Origin of the sequence: Porphyromonas sp. HMSC065F10 (assembly GCF_001808555.1) — a bacterium.
GTDB lineage: Bacteria > Bacteroidota > Bacteroidia > Bacteroidales > Porphyromonadaceae > Porphyromonas_A.
Genome location: NZ_KV793740.1, coordinates 22,686 through 39,876 on the forward strand (window position 1 = coordinate 22,686; position 17,191 = coordinate 39,876).

Below are 17,191 nucleotides of genomic sequence, written 5' to 3' on the forward strand. Positions count from 1 at the left end.
TGCAGATGGGGTATTATGCAAAGGTCTCCATATGTCCGCATGTCAGAGGGAGAGCTGCAGAGAGAGGAGAATGGTCCTCGGACGAAGGTCGTACCGATAGGCGTACCTATTAACAGTGTCAAAGGTGAGGTAGCGGTAGGACTGGTGGTTGAGCAGATTGAGCACCCGGAGATCGACCGAAAATGACTTCTGACGATACGAGAGCGCTGTACTGAGTTGGGGGAACGTCCGGTCCGGTCCCTCAAATGCAGTGTAAGTCGTGACCCGGCAATTTGTCCTCCAGACCACACCCCACAGTAGCGGTACACTCACAGCGGCGCGGTGGCCGTAGGAGATGACCGGCTGAGCGGAGGAGCCGCCGAAGCTCATCATCGTGCGACTGAGGTTGTACGCGTAGGAGAGCTCCAGTCCTCGTATAGGCGTGGTTGAGAGCTCCGGGGTGACATACATCGTAGTGGAGCTGTAGGGGAGGAGCACCTCATTTTGCATCACCCGATAGTCGGCACGGGAGACGCCTGTATAGAGCCGGAGGGCAGTCTTATAGGCGTGGAAGCGCTTCGTCACCGTGAGGTCACCATTGTAGAGGTGCGAGGTGTTATCGGTCTCCAGCGCACCGGTGCCGATCATGTCCTCCTCTATCGTCTGAGTCGCGAGGGTATTGCTCCGGATCCGGGTGTAGCCCCCACTGAGCCGGACAAACCACATCCTCATCGGCTGACTGAAGCGGTAGTCTCCAGTCACACTGATCATAGAGCTCTCCGAGAGTGTCCCGGAGCCGGTGGTGGTCTGCGTCAGTCCGGTACGGATCGGAGCGGAGAGGAAGGAGGCAGCGCCACCATAGCCGCTACTGTAATTGGCGCCAAGGCTGACCTCGGAAAAGGGACTCAGCGCAAAGTCTGCCGAAAGAGAGGGGTTGATGGTAAAGAGCGGACGGGAGAGCTTGATAGGTCGGTCCCCGCTATTGCGGAGCGAGAGGTAGTTGCCTGAGAGTGCAAGCGTGGCATTTAAAACGCAGCGAAGTCCACGCGGACGAGTATAAGTGTAGCCTGTTGACAGCCCGAGGGAGGTGGTGCTCACATCGAGGTCATTCAGGGCGGTACGCTCGGCACCCTCCCGCTCCTGATAGGTTTCCACATAGTCACCAGAGGAGGTCAGCCCCAAGGTGCCGGAGAGCCTGTGCGCCCCCCTTGTCTCACTGAGCGTATAGGTAGCATTCGCCCCGATGGATCCCCCCTGGGCATATTGTCGAAGCGAGACCTCATCGGCTGAGCCAATACCCAGCCACTGATCCGGAATCGTCACGAGACTCACCCGCCCCTCCACTCGGTGGTTTCGGGCCCCGAGACGGCGGCTGTAGGCAATCTCATCGAGGAGAGAGAGACCACGAGACTGCTTTTGCACAAAGTGGGATCCGCCCCCGCCAAGCATGGTTGGCAGTTGGTCATCAGAGATCTTTCCCCCGAGGACGAAGCAATTACTCAAGAAGTAGCCCTCTTGATTGTCCCGATACTCTATCTCCACGCCCGGCAGATGGACAAGAGCGGTGGGATTGCTCTCCTCGCTGATCACCGTCCCATCGGCAAAGTGCCTCTCTATCGCATAGCCGTAGCCGGTAGAGCTACGTCCATAGCGTGCCTGCACACGGAGCTGCCGATCATCCGTGAGGACGCGGAGGACCGATCCGGAGACGGAGAGGTCAAGGGGACTGAGGTAGAGCTCACGATCGATCGGGGGCGTGGATGCAGCGGCTTCGCCGATCACTCGCTCCGCGAGAGCAGAAGGCGGGTCCCCTCTCACGATCAGATCCAGAGCATCATCCCGAGCACGCTCCGTCTGATTGCCTCCCGATAGCAGCGCCATATACTGCATAGAGTGAGCGAAGAGCATTGACGAGAGCGAGGCGTCGTACCGCACCCTACCCCCATAGCCGATCGCTCCACTCCCCGACCAAATGGGGCGGCTCTTCGCATCCTTCTCCAGCCGGACATTCAGCGCCACGTCATTCGTTGGCACGTCCTTATCTATCTTCCGATCCTGATGGTGCCTCATCACATCTACTGAGGCCACCTTTGTAGCATCGAGGTTTCGTGTCGCCTTGTGGTACTGCCCGCCGAGGAGATCCATTCCCTCGATATAGAAGTGGCTGATCGCCTTGCCGAGATAGCTGATCTGTCCCTTGGGGTCCACCTCCACACCGGGCAGACGCTTGATTGCATCCTCTAAGGTGTAGTCCCCAGCTTCCGTAAAGGAGCGGAGGAGATAGGTGAGCGTATCCGACCGCTCAATGATCGGGTAGGCCTCCACCGTCACCTCCTGCAACTGTGAGACACGCGGAGAGAGACGGAGCGTCACCTCGTGACGGTCGGGCGTCAGCGAGATACTGTCCGTCTCGTACGAGAGATGACTGATAGAGAGCGTCATTCTCGGGTAACAGCGATCGGATGTGAGGGTGAAATTGCCCCCCTTGCGAGTAAAGGCAAAGGCGAGGATCTGCCCCTCGTGGCTGAGAGTCACCCGGGCGCCCACGACCGCCTCGCCCTCAGCACCAGTCACACGACCGGCGAGCTTATACTCTTGTGCAAGAAGTGAGAGCGAGCAAAGGAGAAGTAGGAGCGAGAGTAAGCAGCAGCGGGGTCTCATCACTTCAGCTCCAGTGGTTGGATCTTGGAGACAAGTGGTCGAAGCGTAAAGCCATTGATCATAACGACTCTCTGACCATCGTCATTCCTCCTGACAGTCATCTCGGTGATACCGTCCATAGGGATCTCAGTCTGACGCGACTTTGCCTTGATGAAATCCTGACGGGTAGTCCGGATCGCCATGGAGCGGTCCGGCTCCGGTAGCGGAGTTGTTGCCTTAGCAAAGCGAACCGCCGTGAAGTGATGCATTCCCTCGGTATCCTCTGCCTCGAGGATCAGACCGGGCAATCCGTGGAGTTTCCATGGACCAAAGGCGGAGGGGATCCCGGGAGCGTACCGCACAACCCAGGTCCGTCCGCCATAGCTACCCGTGGCGGTCTTGCAGCTATAGCCACACACCTCCTTCGTCTCCTCGGAGAGCGTCCAGTCGATCGACATCATCGGCTCGGTGTAGGTGTAGTAGGAGAGTGGGATCGTCTCCATAAGCGTCATCTCTCCACGCCCCAGATCCATAGTGACGCAGGGGTCGAAGTAGAAGAGATTGTCCACCGCAGCCATCTGCAGACTCTGCAGGAGACTATCCGGTCGGGTGGTCTCGGCCATCAGGGAGTCCACCCGATAAGCAGTATAGTCTCGACAGTAGCTACGCTGGTCTCCCATCCGGAGCATCACCAGCGTGGAGAGCTTCTGAGGGAGACTCTCGTTATGCTGCTCCTGGGCACTCATAATGGTGACCATAACGTCCAATCCGCTCTCATTGTCCTCTGAGGAAGTGGTCGGACCGCTGTAGTGATACCTGTAGAGACACTCATACTGGTCCGATGGGCTCTGAGCGAAGAGCCGGGCCGAGACGGTCAGCAGCAGGAGCACTGAGATAGACAGCAGAAGCGTACGTAAGTGGGAAGGGATCATAATCTTGTCTAATTGGTGGTTGATACGTGTCACAAAGGTAGCGAATTTTCTCACACAAGGGGGGATGAGATCACATCACATTTCGAGACAAATATTTGTGAGGAAAGGAGGAAAAGGGTAAATTTGAGGACAGGTGCGGCGGAGAGCGCCGGTCAATGACCTCTTTATGTCGCTACTCCTCGGAGATCCAATAGCACCTACACGTATATAATAGACACCCCCTCGGCTCTGCTACGATCTCCCGAGCCGAGTACAACGTAAACCACTATGGCCACAAATCCGGAAATCAAGAAGTTTATCGAGGAGCATAAGGATGCCTTCCTTGAGGATCTATTCTCACTCATCCGCATCCCCTCCGTCAGCTCACAGTCATCCCACAAGGAGGATATGGTACGCTGCGCCGAGCGCTGGAGCGAGATCCTCAAGAGCATCGGTATGGATCGCGTCGAGATCCTACCGACGGGAGGACACCCTGCAGTCTTTGCAGAGAAGAAGTATAGCGAGGACGCCCCCACGGTGCTCGTCTATGGACACTACGATGTGATGCCGGCAGAGCCACTCGATGAGTGGAATCAGCCGGATCCCTTCGAGCCGGTGATCAAGGATGGTCTGATCGTAGCCCGCGGAGCGGACGACTGCAAGGGACAGTCCTCCACACAGGTACAGGGACTGCGGACTGCCCTCGAGCTGGGTCTGGTGAAGTGCAACGTCAAGGTACTCCTCGAGGGAGAGGAGGAGATCGGATCGATCAATATGGAGAGCTTCCTGAAGAAGCACAAGGATCTCCTCGCCTGTGACGTGATCTTAGTTAGCGATACCGATATGGTAAGTAACGAGGTGCCGTCGATCACCACCGGTCTGAGAGGTATGTGCTACTGGGAGGTAGAGGTGAGTGGTCCGAACCACGACCTCCACTCCGGTCACTATGGCGGTGCCGTCGCCAATCCGATCAACGAGCTGGCGAAGATTATCTCCAAGCTCCACGACGAGAAGGGCAAGGTGACGATCCCGGGATTCTACGATGACGTGATCGATATGACGGAGGAGGATCACAAGCAGGTGGCTCAGATCCCGTACGATGACAAGTCCTACTCCGATGCGATCGGCGTGCCCGGTGTACAGGGCGAAGAGGGCTACGTCACCTACGAGCGCAACAGCTGGAGACCTGCCCTGGATGTCTGTGGTATCTACGGAGGGTACACCGGTGAGGGCGCAAAGACGATCATCCCCGCCAAGGCGACCGCCAAGATCTCTACACGACTTGTAGCCAATCAGGATAAGGATAAGATCATTGCTGCCTTTGAGCCCTATATCAAGGAGCTCGCTCCGGATACCGTGCGCGTCAAGGTGACGAACCTGAGCGGTACCGATGCGTACAATTGCCCGACTGACCTGCCAGCCTACAAGGTGGCAGAGGATGCCTTTGAGGCTGTCTGGGGCAAGCGTCCCATCGCCTACCATAGCGGTGGTAGTATCGGCGTGGTGATCCTCTTTGAGCGGATTCTTCAGACGAAGACAATCCTTATGGGCTTCGGTCTTGGATCTGACGGCATTCACTCACCGAATGAGAACTTCCCCCTGACCAACTTCTACAACGGCATTGAGACAGTGGCGGAGTTTTACGCCCGCTTCGGTCACAAGTAATCTATGTCCTCACTACTTATCCAAAATGTACTCCTGCCCTCCGATGACCGTCGGAGGGCAGATGTACTGATTGAGGGAAGTCGGATCTCTAAGATCGGCTCCGTCTCCCCGGCTGACCATCCTGAGGCTGACCTGATTGAGGGGGACGGGCTGGCAATCATACCGGGCTTTGTGAATGGTCACACCCACTCGGCGATGACCTTCTTCCGTGGCTATGGCGATGACCTTAACTTGATGGACTGGCTCAATAATATGATCTGGCCCGTGGAGGCTCATCTCACGGAGGAGGACATCTACTGGGGCGCTCGTGTAGCCACCCTCGAGATGATCAAGAGTGGCACCACCGCCTTCCTTGACATGTACACCCTACCCGAGGGGACGGCTCGTGCAGTGGAGGAGAGCGGTCTGAGAGCAAACCTTTCTTATACCCTCTTTGACCGATGGGATGAGGAGCGGGCAGCACTGGACCGGAAGCGACTGGAGGAGTATCTCAAGCTCTTCAACACCTTCTCCGACAGGGTGCAGCTATCGGTCGGTCCTCACGCCATCTATACGGTATCGGCTGAGCAGCTCAGGTATGGATCCGACTTTGCCAAGGCCAATGGACTCCTCGTGCACCTCCACCTCTCGGAGACCTACACCGAGTGGCGCGATTGCTGCGAGAAGTACGGCACGACACCGGTTCGCTTCCTCAAGGAGATCGGTGTGCTGTCGGACAACCTTGTGCTGGCGCACGGACTTTGGTTCGACAGCGAGGAGATCCTGATGCTGGCCGACCACGGCTGTAGCGTGGTGCATAATCCTGCCTCAAATATGAAGCTCGCCTCGGGGAGCCAATTCAGATACGAAGAGTTGCGCCGCCGGGGTGTCCGTGTGGGACTGGGGACGGATGGCGTCTCCAGCTCGAATAACCTCGACATGATCACGGCGATGAAGTGCGCCTCCTTTATGGGAAAGAGCTGGAGCGGAGACCCAACGGTGAATAAGGCGGGAGATCTCTTCGACAGCGCTACTCGTATCGGGGCGGATATCCTTCGCTTGGAGAGTGGTCGCATAGAGGAGGGCTATCTTGCCGATGTCTGCCTTGTCGACCTCTCCCGACTTGATATGACGCCCACACACAGCTTGATCTCCAACCTCGTCTACGCTACCAATGGAGACGTCATTGATACGACGATCGTCGATGGAAAGGTGCTGATGAGACACCGCGTCATACCGGGAGAGAGAGATCAGGGGGCGCTTCGAGGAGGTGTCCAAGGAGCTCTTCCGTCGCAGCGGTGTAGCTGTATAATCATTTAATACTCAAGAGATGAATCTACAAGACTATCAGGCAGCCGCCGATTACCTCCGCCCATTTGTACCGGAGGGGACAAAGGTGGCGATCACATTGGGAAGCGGGCTCGGAAAGCTCGCCGACCGCATAGAGAATGCTAAGGTAATCCCCTACAAGGATATCCCCAACTTCCCCGTCAGCACGGCGGTGGGACACAAGGGCAATCTGATCATAGGTACGCTGGATGGTGCTCCGGTGATCGCTATGCAGGGGCGCTTTCATTACTACGAGGGCTATCCGATGGATAAGGTCACCTTCCACGTACGTGTCTTCCACCTCTTAGGCATTGAGTACCTCTTTGTGTCCAATGCTGCAGGTGGACTCAACACCTCATTCCACGTGGGTGATCTGATGATCATCACCGATCACATCAATTGGCTCCCCAATCCTCTGATCGGGCCCAATATTGATGCCTTTGGTCCCCGCTTCTCTGATATGACTCGCCCCTACGATCGGGGGTTGATCCACGAGGCTGAGAGACTCTCAGGTGAGCTGGGGATCTCACTCCAGAGAGGGGTCTATGTCGGCTGGACAGGTCCCTCCTACGAGACGCCTGCCGAGTGCCGTATGCTATCCCTCATCGGAGGGGACGCCATCGGTATGAGCACGGTACCGGAAGTGATCGTGGCCCGGCATTGCGGGATGCACGTCTTCGGGATGTCCTGCATCACCAACGAGTGCTTCAATAACGACCCCGAGTACGTTAATGATGAGAATGATGTGATCCGGGCAGCTGATGCAGCCTCGGACCGTATGACGAAGCTCTTCGGACGACTGATCGCCTCTATCTATGCATAAGAGTGTCGCGGCCCTCGCTGCCACCCTACTCTCCCTCCTTTGCGCTCTTGCCCACGGGCAGGAGCGCCTTGTGGAGTATGTGGATCCCTTCATCGGGACCACCAATTTTGGCACCACCAATCCCGGTGCCCGGTGCCCGTGGGGGATTATGTCTGTCACACCCTTCAATGTCATGGGCTCGGACAGCAATACCTATGACAAAGATAGTCGCTGGTGGAGTACACCATATGAGTGGACCAACTCATTCCTCACCGGCTTTGCGCACGTCAATCTGAGCGGCGTCGGCTGCCCGGATATGAGTTCCCTCCTGCTGATGGCGACGACCGGGTCGCTCGAGCCGGACTACCACAAGTATGGGACCGCCTACAGTGAGGAGCGCGCCGAGCCGGGGTACTATGCCGTCCGGCTTGATCGCTACGGCATCTCAGCAGAGCTCACCTCCACTCTAAGGACCGGAGTGAGTCGCTTCACCTTCCCCGCCGGGGAGAGTCACTTGCTGCTCAATCTCGGTGAAGGGCTGACGAATGAGTCGGGGGCTTTCCTTAGGCGAAAGAGCGCGACTGAGATCGAGGGGATGAAGCTGCTGGGAAACTTCTGCTACGATGTTCCCCAGGCGGTCTATCCGATCTACTTTGCCCTCCGTGTGTCCAAAGCACCAAAGCAGACCGGCTGGTGGAAGCATCAGCGCCCGATGACTGCCGAGGCGGAGTGGGACCAACACGCCGGCAGGTATAAAGTCTACACAAAGTATGGACGGGAGATTGCCGGAGACGACATAGGCGCTTACTTCACCTACGAGACAAGTGAGGAGGAGTCGATCGAAGTCCGACTTGCCGTCTCTTTCGTCAGCACTGAGAACGCTTGGCAAAATATGGAGGCGGAGACGGCGAAACTCTCTTTTGCTCACCTTCGGGAGCGTGCCTCCTCAAGCTGGGAGAGGGAGCTGAGCCGCATCACCGTAGAGGGCGGTACTGAGGAGCAGCGAAGGGTCTTTTACACTGCACTCTACCACACGATGATTCAGCCAAGCATCCTCCAGGATGTCAATGGTCAGTACCCGACTATGGAGAGCGACAGCGTGGGACAGACGGCACACGACCGGTATACCATCTTCTCTCTATGGGACACCTACCGCAACGTCCATCAGCTGATGACGCTGGCATATCCGGAGCGGCAGCTCGATATGGTTCGGTCGATGATTGATATGTACCGCGAGGGGGGCTGGCTACCTCGCTGGGAACTGATCGGGCGGGAGACGCTTACGATGGAGGGGGACCCCGCCATACCGGTGATCGTCGACACGTGGCTCAAGGGGCTGAGAGGGTACGACATAGAGACCGCCTATGAGGCGATGGTTAAGTCTGCCACCCTGCCGAGCGAGGCAAATCTCCTAAGGAGCGACAACAATGACTACCTCCGGCTCGGCTACGTACCTCTGCGAGGAAAGTACGACAACTCTGTCTCCCATGCCCTTGAGTACTACGTGGCAGACCACGCACTGAGCATCCTCGCCGACTCACTTGGACAGAAAAAGGAGGCAAAACGCTTTTACAAGCAGAGCCTCGGCTATAAGAACTACTTTGATCCGGAGACAAAGACGCTTCGACCTAAGCTGCCGGACGGATCTTTCCTATCGCCCTACGACCCTGAGCTGGGGAAGGACTTTGAGCCCAATCCCGGATTTCACGAGGGCTGCGCATGGAATTACGCTTTCTTCGTTCCCCACGACATTCCCGGGCTGGTCCGTCTCCACGGTGGGCGAAAAGCCTTTGTCCGTCACCTGCAGAGCGTCTTCGATGATGGACACTACGACCCCTCCAATGAGCCGGACATTGCCTATCCCTACCTCTTCACCTACTTCAGCGGCGAGGAGTGGAGGACACAGCACTTAGTTAGCGAATTGCTGGCGAAGCACTTCCACACGTCTCCCGATGGGATCCCAGGGAATGACGATACCGGGACGATGTCCGCTTGGGCAGTCTTCTCCATGATGGGTCTCTACCCCGATGTACCCGGCGTACCTGAGTATGCCTTGACGGCACCCACCTTTGACCGGATCACAATTCGGCTTGACCCGACTTGGTATGGCTCCGACCGCTTGGTGATTGAGGGAGCTCCTCGGGATGCGAAGAGCTATGTCAAGGGAATCCGCTTCAATGGCAAGTCGCTCAAGCGCCACAGGATCTCTCATGAGATGCTGCGACAGGGTGGCGTGCTGAGTTACGAGTACTAAGTTATGAGCTTGGAGCGAAGTATTGCGCGGAAATTTCTCTACAGCGAGAGTGAGAAGCCCCGGCTGCGACCGGTGGTGAAGGTCTCGACCATAGGGATCGCCTTGGGGATCCTGCTGATACTGATCTCTTTCTTCATCATTGACGGCTTCAAGCAGGAGATACGGAGCAAGATCGATGGCTTTATCGGCAGTGTGAAGATCTCCAACCCGGACAATACATTCAATAGGTACACTGTACCGCTGGATCTCCCAGAGGGACTGACCGACAGCCTGACGGCGATCGCCCGGAGCCATGACCCCAAGGCAGCTGTCTATACTTTTGCCGATGAGATGAGCCTGATTAAGGTCGACTCCACCTTCCGTGCAGTCGCCTTCCATGGCGTGGACTCACTCTTTAATGCCGACTTCTTCGCAAAGTATATGGTGGAGGGAGAGATCCCGGGCTTTAGGGGTGAGTCGGATGAGGAGGTGCTGATGTCAACAACGCTGGCACGACTTTTTGACCTTAAGGTGGGCGATCGCTGCCTCTCCTACTTCACGGATGGGGAGAGCTTCAAGGTGCGACGTCTCACAGTGACCGGACTATTCTACACCGGGTTTGAGGAGTACGATCAAGCACTGCTGGTAGGCGATATTCGGCTGGTTCGGTCCGTTGCCGGCTTCGGCAGCAACCAAGTGGGTGGCGTGCAGATCCACTTGACCGACCACAAGCAGGTGGGGACCGTCTTTGATCGTTGCTTTGACTACTTAGCGGCCCGCAACGGGCAGTATCAGGAGCGCTACACGATGTTCACCTCAGAGGAGCTCTACCCCGGTATCTTCAGCTGGCTCAGTCTCTTAGACGCTAATGTCTATATGATTCTTGCACTGATGATCATCGTCGCCGGCATCACGATGATCACCGGCATCATCGTCCTTGTGCTGGAGAAGGTGCGCGCCATCGCCCTCCTGAAGACGCTCGGTCAGTCGGATAGGTCTCTGCGGAGGGTATTCCTCCACATATCGGCATTCGTGCTGGGGCGAGGGGTGCTGTGGGGTAATGCTCTTGCGCTGCTTCTTGCCGGCATACAGATGACCTGGAAGCCACTTAAGCTCGACCCCTCACAGTACTACACCGCCTACGTGCCGATGGAGATCCGCTGGGAGACCCTTCTCTTCACCAATCTCATCATCGTCGTTGCCATTCTGCTCCTGGTGCTGATCCCCACACGGGTAATCGGTAAGATCCACCCGGCGCAGGTCCTAAGATTTGAGTAAACCAAAGAGTATATAAAGTAAAATGTCTACAACCAATCTCAGTAACTACGACCCCACGACCATCCCCGATGCGACGGGCAAGCGAGTCGCTCTCGTTGTCTCGGAGTGGAATGATCAGGTCACCAATAGTATGGCGCAGGGTGCCATCGACACGCTCAAGGAGTATGGCGTGCGAGAGGAGGATCTCCTCGTGGAGTATGTACCCGGAAGCTTTGAGCTCATCTACGGCTGCAACCGAATGCTCCAGACAGAGGAGCTTGATGCGATCCTCGCAATCGGCTGTATCGTCCAGGGTGAGACACCCCACTTCGACTATCTCAGTCAAGCGGTTGCCGTCAATCTCGGCAAGCTCAATGCCGACACCATTGACGTGCCGATCATCTTTGGTGTCCTCACCACCAATACCATGGAGCAGGCGACTGACCGCTCCGGTGGCAAGCACGGCAATAAGGGCATCGAGGCAGCCGTCACTGCCCTGAAGCTCATCGGTCGCTTTGGCAAGTAAGCACAGCGGCGTACTATGAGAAAAGGCTTCTGCAGTTGCAGAGGCCTTTTTCTTTTATACAAGACCTTTGCAAAATGGTCTTTCGCCGAAAAAGCAGCGCTTTTTCGGCAGGAAGTTTGCAGAATACCACAGATGCAAGGAACTGAGAGTGAGGGCGAGGGGAGTGTGCTTACGCACATAACCAAGCCCGAATCTTGAAAGTGACGCTGCAGATGGGATATTATGCAAAGGTCTCTTATACATAAATGAGATACCCGGCCAGTCCGGAGAGGATCATCAGCAGGATGGGATGGACCCATCGCTTGAGCATACAGACGAGACAGACGAGGAAGAGGACGATACTCCAGCCGTCAATGAAGTTATCCGGAGTCATCAGGAGCAGAGCAGCGGAGGCGATGAGACCTGCCGTCACCGGTCTGATACCGACAAAGAGTCCCTGCACATGCTTATTGTCGATGAAGCGCCTGTAGGCACGACTGATGAGGAAGCAGAGGACAAAGGAGGGAAACATCACCGCCAGCGTGGCCGCAACAGAGCCGAACACACTCCCTCCCGTGACGGTATAACCAATATAGGTGGCACTATTGATCCCGATCGGACCGGGTGTCACCTGCGAGATGGCGACAATGTCGGTAAATTCCTGCATCGTCAGCCAGTGGTAGTGCTCTACCACCTCCTCCTGGATCAGTGGCAGCATAGCATACCCCCCACCGAAGCCAAGGACACCGATCTTGAGGTAGACCCAGATAAGCTGTAGATAGATCATCCCTTATCCGCCTCACCTGTATGCCGTACCGACTTACGCAGCACGACCGAGTAAAACCATCCCCCCAGAGCACCTACGATGATAACCACAACGGGGCTGATCCCAACGAGCCAGATCAGCAGCGCTGAGGTGATCGGGATCCAGAGCCAGTAGTAGGGAAGCCGAAGTCCCCGCCAGAGCTTCACCACCGGAGCCACGATCAGCGCGACCACCGCAGGGCGAATGCCATTAAAGATCGCATCGACAGTAGGGTTGTCTCGATAGGAGACGGCAAAGATGGCGATCGTCAGCATAATGAGGAAGCTCGGCAGCGTTGTCGCAATACCTGCAAGTACAGCTCCTATCGGTCCGGCCAATCGCATGCCGATAAATATGGAGATATTGACTGCAAAGACCCCCGGCAGCGACTGAGTCAGCGCCAGCAAGTCGATAAACTCCTCATCCTCGAGCCAGTGATACTTCTCCACCACCGTCTCGCGGATCATCTCGATCATCGCATACCCTCCTCCGAAGGTAAAGCCACCGATGACAAAGAAAGAGCTGCAGAGCCGCCAGAGGAGCCGAGCCCGGGTCTCCTTCTTTTCCTCCTTCGTGTCAGAGGTCATGAGGGGTCAGTTGTCAAAGCTTTCCCAGAGGAGAAAAACCGGTCGATCAGTTCGGATCGCCTTTTTCATTGGAGTTAGTTCGCCACTCTGACGATCGAGCTTATAGAAGCTAACCAGCGAGTCGTCCCTCTGGGCGACAGCAAGGTAGCGGTCATCGGGGCTGATCGCAAAGTGACGTGGGTGACGTCCCGTCGGAGTAGTCGATAGATAGGTGAGCCGCCCACTCTGCTTATCCACACGGAAGGCGATGATGGCATCTTGTCCTCCATCCCGATGGCTTGTGTAGAGGAAGCGACCATCGTGGCTGAGGGCAATGTGTCCCCCACTCTTTCCCGTGCGATGAGTGGATATGCGCTGGATCTCGGTCAGTACCCCGTCTTCATTGCGGTAGACAAAGACCTGAGGAGTGAATTCGCAGACGACGTAGGCAAACTTGTCGTTATTGCTAAGGATGATGTGCCGGGGACCTGAGCCCTTGGGGAGAGTGATCTGATTGGCATCAAGGGTGATCGGCGGTGTATCGTTATGAATGCCGAAGTGAAGGATCTTGTCTAATCCAAGGTCAGTCGCAAAGAGCTGAGAGCCGTCCGAGGTAAAGTAAGCCGAGTGGGGGTGAGACACACCCTTATCCCCTATCTGAATATGCCAGTCCACCGGTGCCAGCACACCCTTGCTGTCACTCTCCGTGAGGCTGATGCTCCCTCCGGCATAGTTGGCCGACACCACATAGGAGCCGTTGGTGGCTACATAGGTGGGGCCCTCTCCTATGGTGTAGGTCTTGCTGATAAGACTCAGCTCACCGCTGCTGGGATCAAGCTTGTAGGAGGAGAGCGTCGACTCACGCTCCGTCTCATTCGTCACAAAGAGCGTGCGGCGATCCTTGCCGAGCGCCATGAAGGAAGGCGATGCTGCTGAGACCGTACCGGTATGCTCGGTAGCCATTGTGATCGGGTGAAGGGTAAAGCTCTGTATCTCCCCCTCCTCAGGCGTGCTTCCGAGCGAACCGATCAGCATCACGTAGTGGTGGTTCGTCTCCTCAGTCTCGGTCTCATCCCCATAGGTAGCCTGTCGCAGCAGTCCGCAACCGGTGGTGAGGAAGGCGGCAAGCGACGCGGCAAGGACAGGACGAAGTATCTTGGCGAAAGTATTCATATTTATCTCGATTGGACTATTTTTCTTCTCCTCTCACCTGGGTGCGACGAGCAGCCAGATCCCTCAGGTCAAGGAAGTTCTTAGCGGTATCAAATTGATCAGCGGCATGGTACGAGGAGCGGACCAGCGGCCCACTCTCCACATGCTTGAGACCGATCGCCCTACCCTCCTCGGCATAAGCCCGGAAGCGGTCGGGATGGATGTACTCCACGACTGGGATATGCTGGCGCGTGGGACGAAGGTACTGTCCGATGGTCATCGTCTGCACGCCTACATCGTAGCAGTCGCGCATCGTCTCCAGCACCTCCTCCTCCGTCTCGCCGAGCCCAAGCATAATGCCGGTCTTGGCGATGAAGCCCTGCTCAGCTACGTGCCTCAGCACGGCAAGGCTCCCATCGTAGGTCGCCCGGTAGCGGACGTGCGGGGTCAGGCGACGGACCGTCTCCACATTATGCCCCACTACATCGGGACCTGCCTTGAGGACTGTGTCGACGGCGCTCATATCCCACCTGAAGTCCGGTATCAGTACCTCGATCTTCGTCTCCGGGGAGAGCCGACGGATGGCACGGATCGTCTCCGCCCAATGTGCCGCTCCACTATCCTCAAGATCATCTCGGTCCACCGAGGTGATGACCGCATAGCGGAGCCCCATCTCACGGACACTGCGAGCAACAGACTCAGGCTCACCAGGGTTGAGTGCCGGTGGCTTACTCATGTAGGCTGTAGCGCAGAAGCGACAGCGCCGGGTGCAGTAGTTTCCTCCTATCATGAAGGTGGCTGTACCGTGACTCCAGCACTCAGCCCGATTGGGGCACTTACCACTGGCGCAGATCGTATGCAGTCCGCCCGCGGTGATGGTATGGGAGGTGTGACTGTAGCTGTCGGTACTGCTGAGATCAATCTTCAGCCAGGCCGGCTTACGAGGCTCGTCTCTCATCATGGACGAAGGTGGGTGATGAAGTGATTCGTGATCTGGCGGTAGAGGTGGTTGCGGGTGTTGCCGCCATAGATCCCATGGTTCTTGTCCGGATAAACCAGCATCCGGAAGTCCTTGTCAGCCTCCACGAGGGCGGGGACGAGGTGCATCGTATTCTGGAAGTGGACGTTGTCATCCGCTGTGCCGTGGCAGATCAGCAGTGCACCCTCCATCCCATTAACATAAGTTGCAACAGAGGTCTGCTCATAGCCCTTAGGGTTCTCTTGCGGGGTTCGCATATACCGCTCAGTATATATGCTATCGTAGAGTCGCCAGTCATAGGGCGGAGCGACCGCAACACCGGCACGGAAGGTCCCCTTGCCACGCGCCATCGTCATCAGGACATTATATCCGCCAAAGCTCCAGCCAAAGATCCCGATCCGGTCGCCATCGACATAGGGTAGCTTGGCGAGCGCATGCGCAGCCTCTATCTGATCCAGACTCTCCAAGTAGCCCATACAGAGGTAGGTGCACTTCTCAAAGTCACTGCCTCGGCCTCCTGTACCACGCCCATCAATGCAGGCGACGACGAAGCCCTGAGTGGTGAGGTACTCCTCCCAGCCAAAGGAGAAGTGGTTGAGTGCAGACTGAGACCCGGGGCCGCTGTACTGCGTCATCACGACCGGGTAGCGCACCCCCTCTCTGTAGTCTGTCGGGCGCATGATCCAGCCATTGAGCCGCTGCCCACTCTTCGTCTCAAGGGTGATAAACTCCCTCTTACCGTAGCTCAGCCGGGAGATCCGCTTAGCGAGTGCGGCGTTGTCCTCCAGCACCCGAAGCTCCTTCCCGTCCTTGGTCCGGTGAATGGTGTAGCGAGGCACCTCGGTCGTGGAGGAGTGACTCAGCAGGTAGTAGCTCATATCGTTGCTGAAGGTGACATCGCTCGTCCCCGTATCAGGAGAGAGCAGGCGGGTGCGACCCTTGGCATCTCTCGCCACCACGACCCGATCCATCGGAGTGGGCGAAGCGAGCCGGTAGAACACCTCCCCTGAGGGAGAGACGCCATAGAGCTCCTCCACGTCGGCATCCTCATCCGTCAGTCGCCCGACGAGATTGCCCTCAGGGGTATACTTGTAGACCCTTGGGCGCCCGTCCCGCTCGCTGACGAGGTAGGCCGCTGTGGGCGTGATCTGCATCTGCAGCACCTCCGCATGCTCATCAATGTACCTATCGTCCTTATCCTGCAGCCAGAGTCGGGCGATGCGGCTACCGGGGTTGACCCGATAGATGCGGAGGTCATTCTGATTTCTATTGAGGGTAAAGACATACAGCTGCTCGCCCTCAAAGCCAAGCCTCGGGATATAGAGCTCCTCCTCGCCCAGCTCCTTCTCCATGATCGGCACGTTGCGCCTATTGTCCACCTCGTAGAGCCAGAGGGAGACCTTTGAGTTTTGCTCACCCGCCTTAGGGTACTTATAGGAGTAGATAAAGGGGTAGTTGCCCTTGCCGTACATCGTCATGCCGATCATCTTCACGGCGCTCTCGTCGGTCTTGGCGTAAGAGAGGTACTTGCTGTCCGGGCTCCAGCTCAGCAGACTGGTCAGGTAAAGCTCCTCCTCGTAGACCCAGTCGGTGACCCCATTCATCACATGATTGTACCTCCCATCCGTCGTCACCCTCACCTCGGTGTCGTAGTCAAATTTCTTTATGTACAGGTCATTGTTGATCACGTAAGCGCACATCTTGCCGTCGGGGGAGAAGGTGGGGATCCGCACCTGCCCCTTCGTCTCACTGAGCGGAGAGATCATATTGCGCCGCACATCGTAGTGGTACGCAGTGTAGGAGCGGCTCCGTCGGTAGATCGGTGTCGTCTCCCTGAGGATGATCATATGGAAGCCATTGTCGCTGATGAGGTAGTCGTCAAAGGTCTCAAAGGGGCACTCCCTCGCCTTGGCGGTGTCAAAGAGCACCGCCTCCTCCTTCCCCGTCGCATAGGAGTAGCGCACCACCCGCTTATGGTCCGGGCTGATCACCGTGTAGGAGCTGCCGGCACCGCGGAGCGAGCGGAAGCCGCTACCGGCACTGTAAGGATAGTAGACCCCGCGATTGATGTCCTGCAGAGTGAGATGGTCGCTCTTTACTTGCGAAGTGAGCGGTGTAGTGCCTGCCACAAAGGCGACAGCGACGACGCCAAGTAGGATATGGGATAGCTTCATGAAAAAAACAATTCTTCGGTAAGCGGTTAGATTGATCTTGTCTCGCAAATATACCCTTTTCTCCTTTGACGATCCCCACCCTACGGGACTGCAGCAGGGGTGACCCATTTGAGCTTATCAATAAGAGAAGTGCTAACCTCTGTCGCTGTGCAATCTCGCTGACCGAATCCCGCCCTGCTGCTACCGCCTGCCGATCCCGCAGGGGCGAAGCCCTG

The 17,191-nt window shown here is 56.8% G+C and carries 13 protein-coding genes; 6 read left to right on the top strand and 7 right to left on the bottom strand.

Annotated elements, in window-relative coordinates; all coding sequences use genetic code 11:
* Positions 1 to 42 precede the first annotated feature (42 nt).
* Positions 43 to 2,640: a TonB-dependent receptor gene (locus HMPREF2890_RS00945; RefSeq protein WP_070464110.1), complete on the bottom strand. Its 2,598-nt coding sequence runs from the start codon at positions 2,638 to 2,640 to the stop codon at positions 43 to 45.
* Complete coding sequence (locus tag HMPREF2890_RS00950; RefSeq protein WP_070464112.1) at positions 2,640 to 3,551, bottom strand: GLPGLI family protein; 912 nt, start codon at positions 3,549 to 3,551, stop codon at positions 2,640 to 2,642. The genes HMPREF2890_RS00945 and HMPREF2890_RS00950 overlap by 1 nt, the downstream gene beginning before the upstream one ends.
* 267 nt (positions 3,552 to 3,818) lie before the next feature.
* Here HMPREF2890_RS00950 and HMPREF2890_RS00955 point away from each other — a divergent pair, with 267 nt between their 5' ends.
* The 6 genes from HMPREF2890_RS00955 to ribH are packed head-to-tail and all read left to right on the top strand — an operon-like array spanning position 3,819 to position 11,321.
* The gene (locus tag HMPREF2890_RS00955; RefSeq protein WP_070464114.1) at positions 3,819 to 5,195 is read left to right on the top strand and encodes a dipeptidase; all 1,377 of its coding nucleotides are present in this window, start codon (positions 3,819 to 3,821) and stop codon (positions 5,193 to 5,195) included.
* Positions 5,196 to 5,198: 3 nt separating this feature from the next.
* Positions 5,199 to 6,494: an amidohydrolase gene (locus tag HMPREF2890_RS00960; RefSeq protein ID WP_371325788.1), complete on the top strand. Its 1,296-nt coding sequence runs from the start codon at positions 5,199 to 5,201 to the stop codon at positions 6,492 to 6,494.
* 10 nt (positions 6,495 to 6,504) lie between these two features.
* Positions 6,505 to 7,326, top strand: coding sequence for a purine nucleoside phosphorylase I, inosine and guanosine-specific (locus HMPREF2890_RS00965; RefSeq protein ID WP_018106489.1), 822 nt, complete (start codon positions 6,505 to 6,507; stop codon positions 7,324 to 7,326).
* Positions 7,319 to 9,559 carry a GH92 family glycosyl hydrolase gene (locus HMPREF2890_RS00970; RefSeq protein ID WP_070464116.1) on the top strand — a complete coding sequence of 747 codons (2,241 nt, stop codon included), beginning with the start codon at positions 7,319 to 7,321 and terminating at the stop codon, positions 9,557 to 9,559. The genes HMPREF2890_RS00965 and HMPREF2890_RS00970 overlap by 8 nt, the downstream gene beginning before the upstream one ends.
* A 9-nt stretch (positions 9,560 to 9,568) precedes the next feature.
* On the top strand, positions 9,569 to 10,816 hold the full coding sequence (locus HMPREF2890_RS00975) for an ABC transporter permease (protein WP_210394726.1): 1,248 nt from the start codon (positions 9,569 to 9,571) through the stop codon (positions 10,814 to 10,816).
* A gap of 22 nt (positions 10,817 to 10,838) precedes the next feature.
* Positions 10,839 to 11,321 (top strand): 6,7-dimethyl-8-ribityllumazine synthase, encoded by a 483-nt coding sequence (ribH, locus tag HMPREF2890_RS00980; protein ID WP_070464120.1) that lies wholly within the window; start codon positions 10,839 to 10,841, stop codon positions 11,319 to 11,321.
* A 235-nt stretch (positions 11,322 to 11,556) separates the two neighbouring features.
* Here the strand turns inward: ribH and HMPREF2890_RS00985 are convergent, their stop codons facing one another.
* Genes HMPREF2890_RS00985 through HMPREF2890_RS01005 form a run of 5 tightly spaced genes read right to left on the bottom strand, consistent with a single transcriptional unit; the run spans position 11,557 to position 16,976 of the window.
* Positions 11,557 to 12,087 carry a chromate transporter gene (locus tag HMPREF2890_RS00985; RefSeq protein WP_070464122.1) on the bottom strand — a complete coding sequence of 177 codons (531 nt, stop codon included), beginning with the start codon at positions 12,085 to 12,087 and terminating at the stop codon, positions 11,557 to 11,559.
* On the bottom strand, positions 12,084 to 12,692 hold the full coding sequence (locus HMPREF2890_RS00990; protein ID WP_083289715.1) for a chromate transporter: 609 nt from the start codon (positions 12,690 to 12,692) through the stop codon (positions 12,084 to 12,086). Before HMPREF2890_RS00990 ends, HMPREF2890_RS00985 begins: the two co-directional genes overlap by 4 nt.
* Positions 12,693 to 12,698: 6 nt before the next feature.
* Complete coding sequence (locus HMPREF2890_RS00995; RefSeq protein WP_070464124.1) at positions 12,699 to 13,844, bottom strand: lactonase family protein; 1,146 nt, start codon at positions 13,842 to 13,844, stop codon at positions 12,699 to 12,701.
* 16 nt (positions 13,845 to 13,860) lie between these two features.
* The gene (gene lipA / locus HMPREF2890_RS01000; protein WP_371325789.1) at positions 13,861 to 14,781 is read right to left on the bottom strand and encodes a lipoyl synthase; all 921 of its coding nucleotides are present in this window, start codon (positions 14,779 to 14,781) and stop codon (positions 13,861 to 13,863) included.
* The gene (locus tag HMPREF2890_RS01005) at positions 14,781 to 16,976 is read right to left on the bottom strand and encodes a S9 family peptidase (protein ID WP_083289716.1); all 2,196 of its coding nucleotides are present in this window, start codon (positions 16,974 to 16,976) and stop codon (positions 14,781 to 14,783) included. The genes lipA and HMPREF2890_RS01005 overlap by 1 nt, the downstream gene beginning before the upstream one ends.
* Between the last annotated feature and the right edge of the window lie 215 nt (positions 16,977 to 17,191).

Excerpts from the sequence above, each read along its gene's own strand:
- HMPREF2890_RS00945 (WP_070464110.1), bottom strand. The coding sequence starts at position 2,640 with ATGAGACCCCGCTGCTGCTTACTCTCGCTCCTACTTCTCCTTTGCTCG.
- HMPREF2890_RS00950 (WP_070464112.1), bottom strand. The coding sequence starts at position 3,551 with ATGATCCCTTCCCACTTACGTACGCTTCTGCTGTCTATCTCAGTGCTC.
- HMPREF2890_RS00955 (WP_070464114.1), top strand. The coding sequence starts at position 3,819 with ATGGCCACAAATCCGGAAATCAAGAAGTTTATCGAGGAGCATAAGGAT.
- HMPREF2890_RS00960 (WP_371325788.1), top strand. The coding sequence starts at position 5,199 with ATGTCCTCACTACTTATCCAAAATGTACTCCTGCCCTCCGATGACCGT.
- HMPREF2890_RS00965 (WP_018106489.1), top strand. The coding sequence starts at position 6,505 with ATGAATCTACAAGACTATCAGGCAGCCGCCGATTACCTCCGCCCATTT.
- HMPREF2890_RS00970 (WP_070464116.1), top strand. The coding sequence starts at position 7,319 with ATGCATAAGAGTGTCGCGGCCCTCGCTGCCACCCTACTCTCCCTCCTT.
- ribH (WP_070464120.1), top strand. The coding sequence starts at position 10,839 with ATGTCTACAACCAATCTCAGTAACTACGACCCCACGACCATCCCCGAT.
- HMPREF2890_RS00985 (WP_070464122.1), bottom strand. The coding sequence starts at position 12,087 with ATGATCTATCTACAGCTTATCTGGGTCTACCTCAAGATCGGTGTCCTT.
- HMPREF2890_RS00990 (WP_083289715.1), bottom strand. The coding sequence starts at position 12,692 with ATGACCTCTGACACGAAGGAGGAAAAGAAGGAGACCCGGGCTCGGCTC.
- HMPREF2890_RS00995 (WP_070464124.1), bottom strand. The coding sequence starts at position 13,844 with ATGAATACTTTCGCCAAGATACTTCGTCCTGTCCTTGCCGCGTCGCTT.
- lipA (WP_371325789.1), bottom strand. The coding sequence starts at position 14,781 with ATGAGAGACGAGCCTCGTAAGCCGGCCTGGCTGAAGATTGATCTCAGC.
- HMPREF2890_RS01005 (WP_083289716.1), bottom strand. The coding sequence starts at position 16,976 with ATGAAGCTATCCCATATCCTACTTGGCGTCGTCGCTGTCGCCTTTGTG.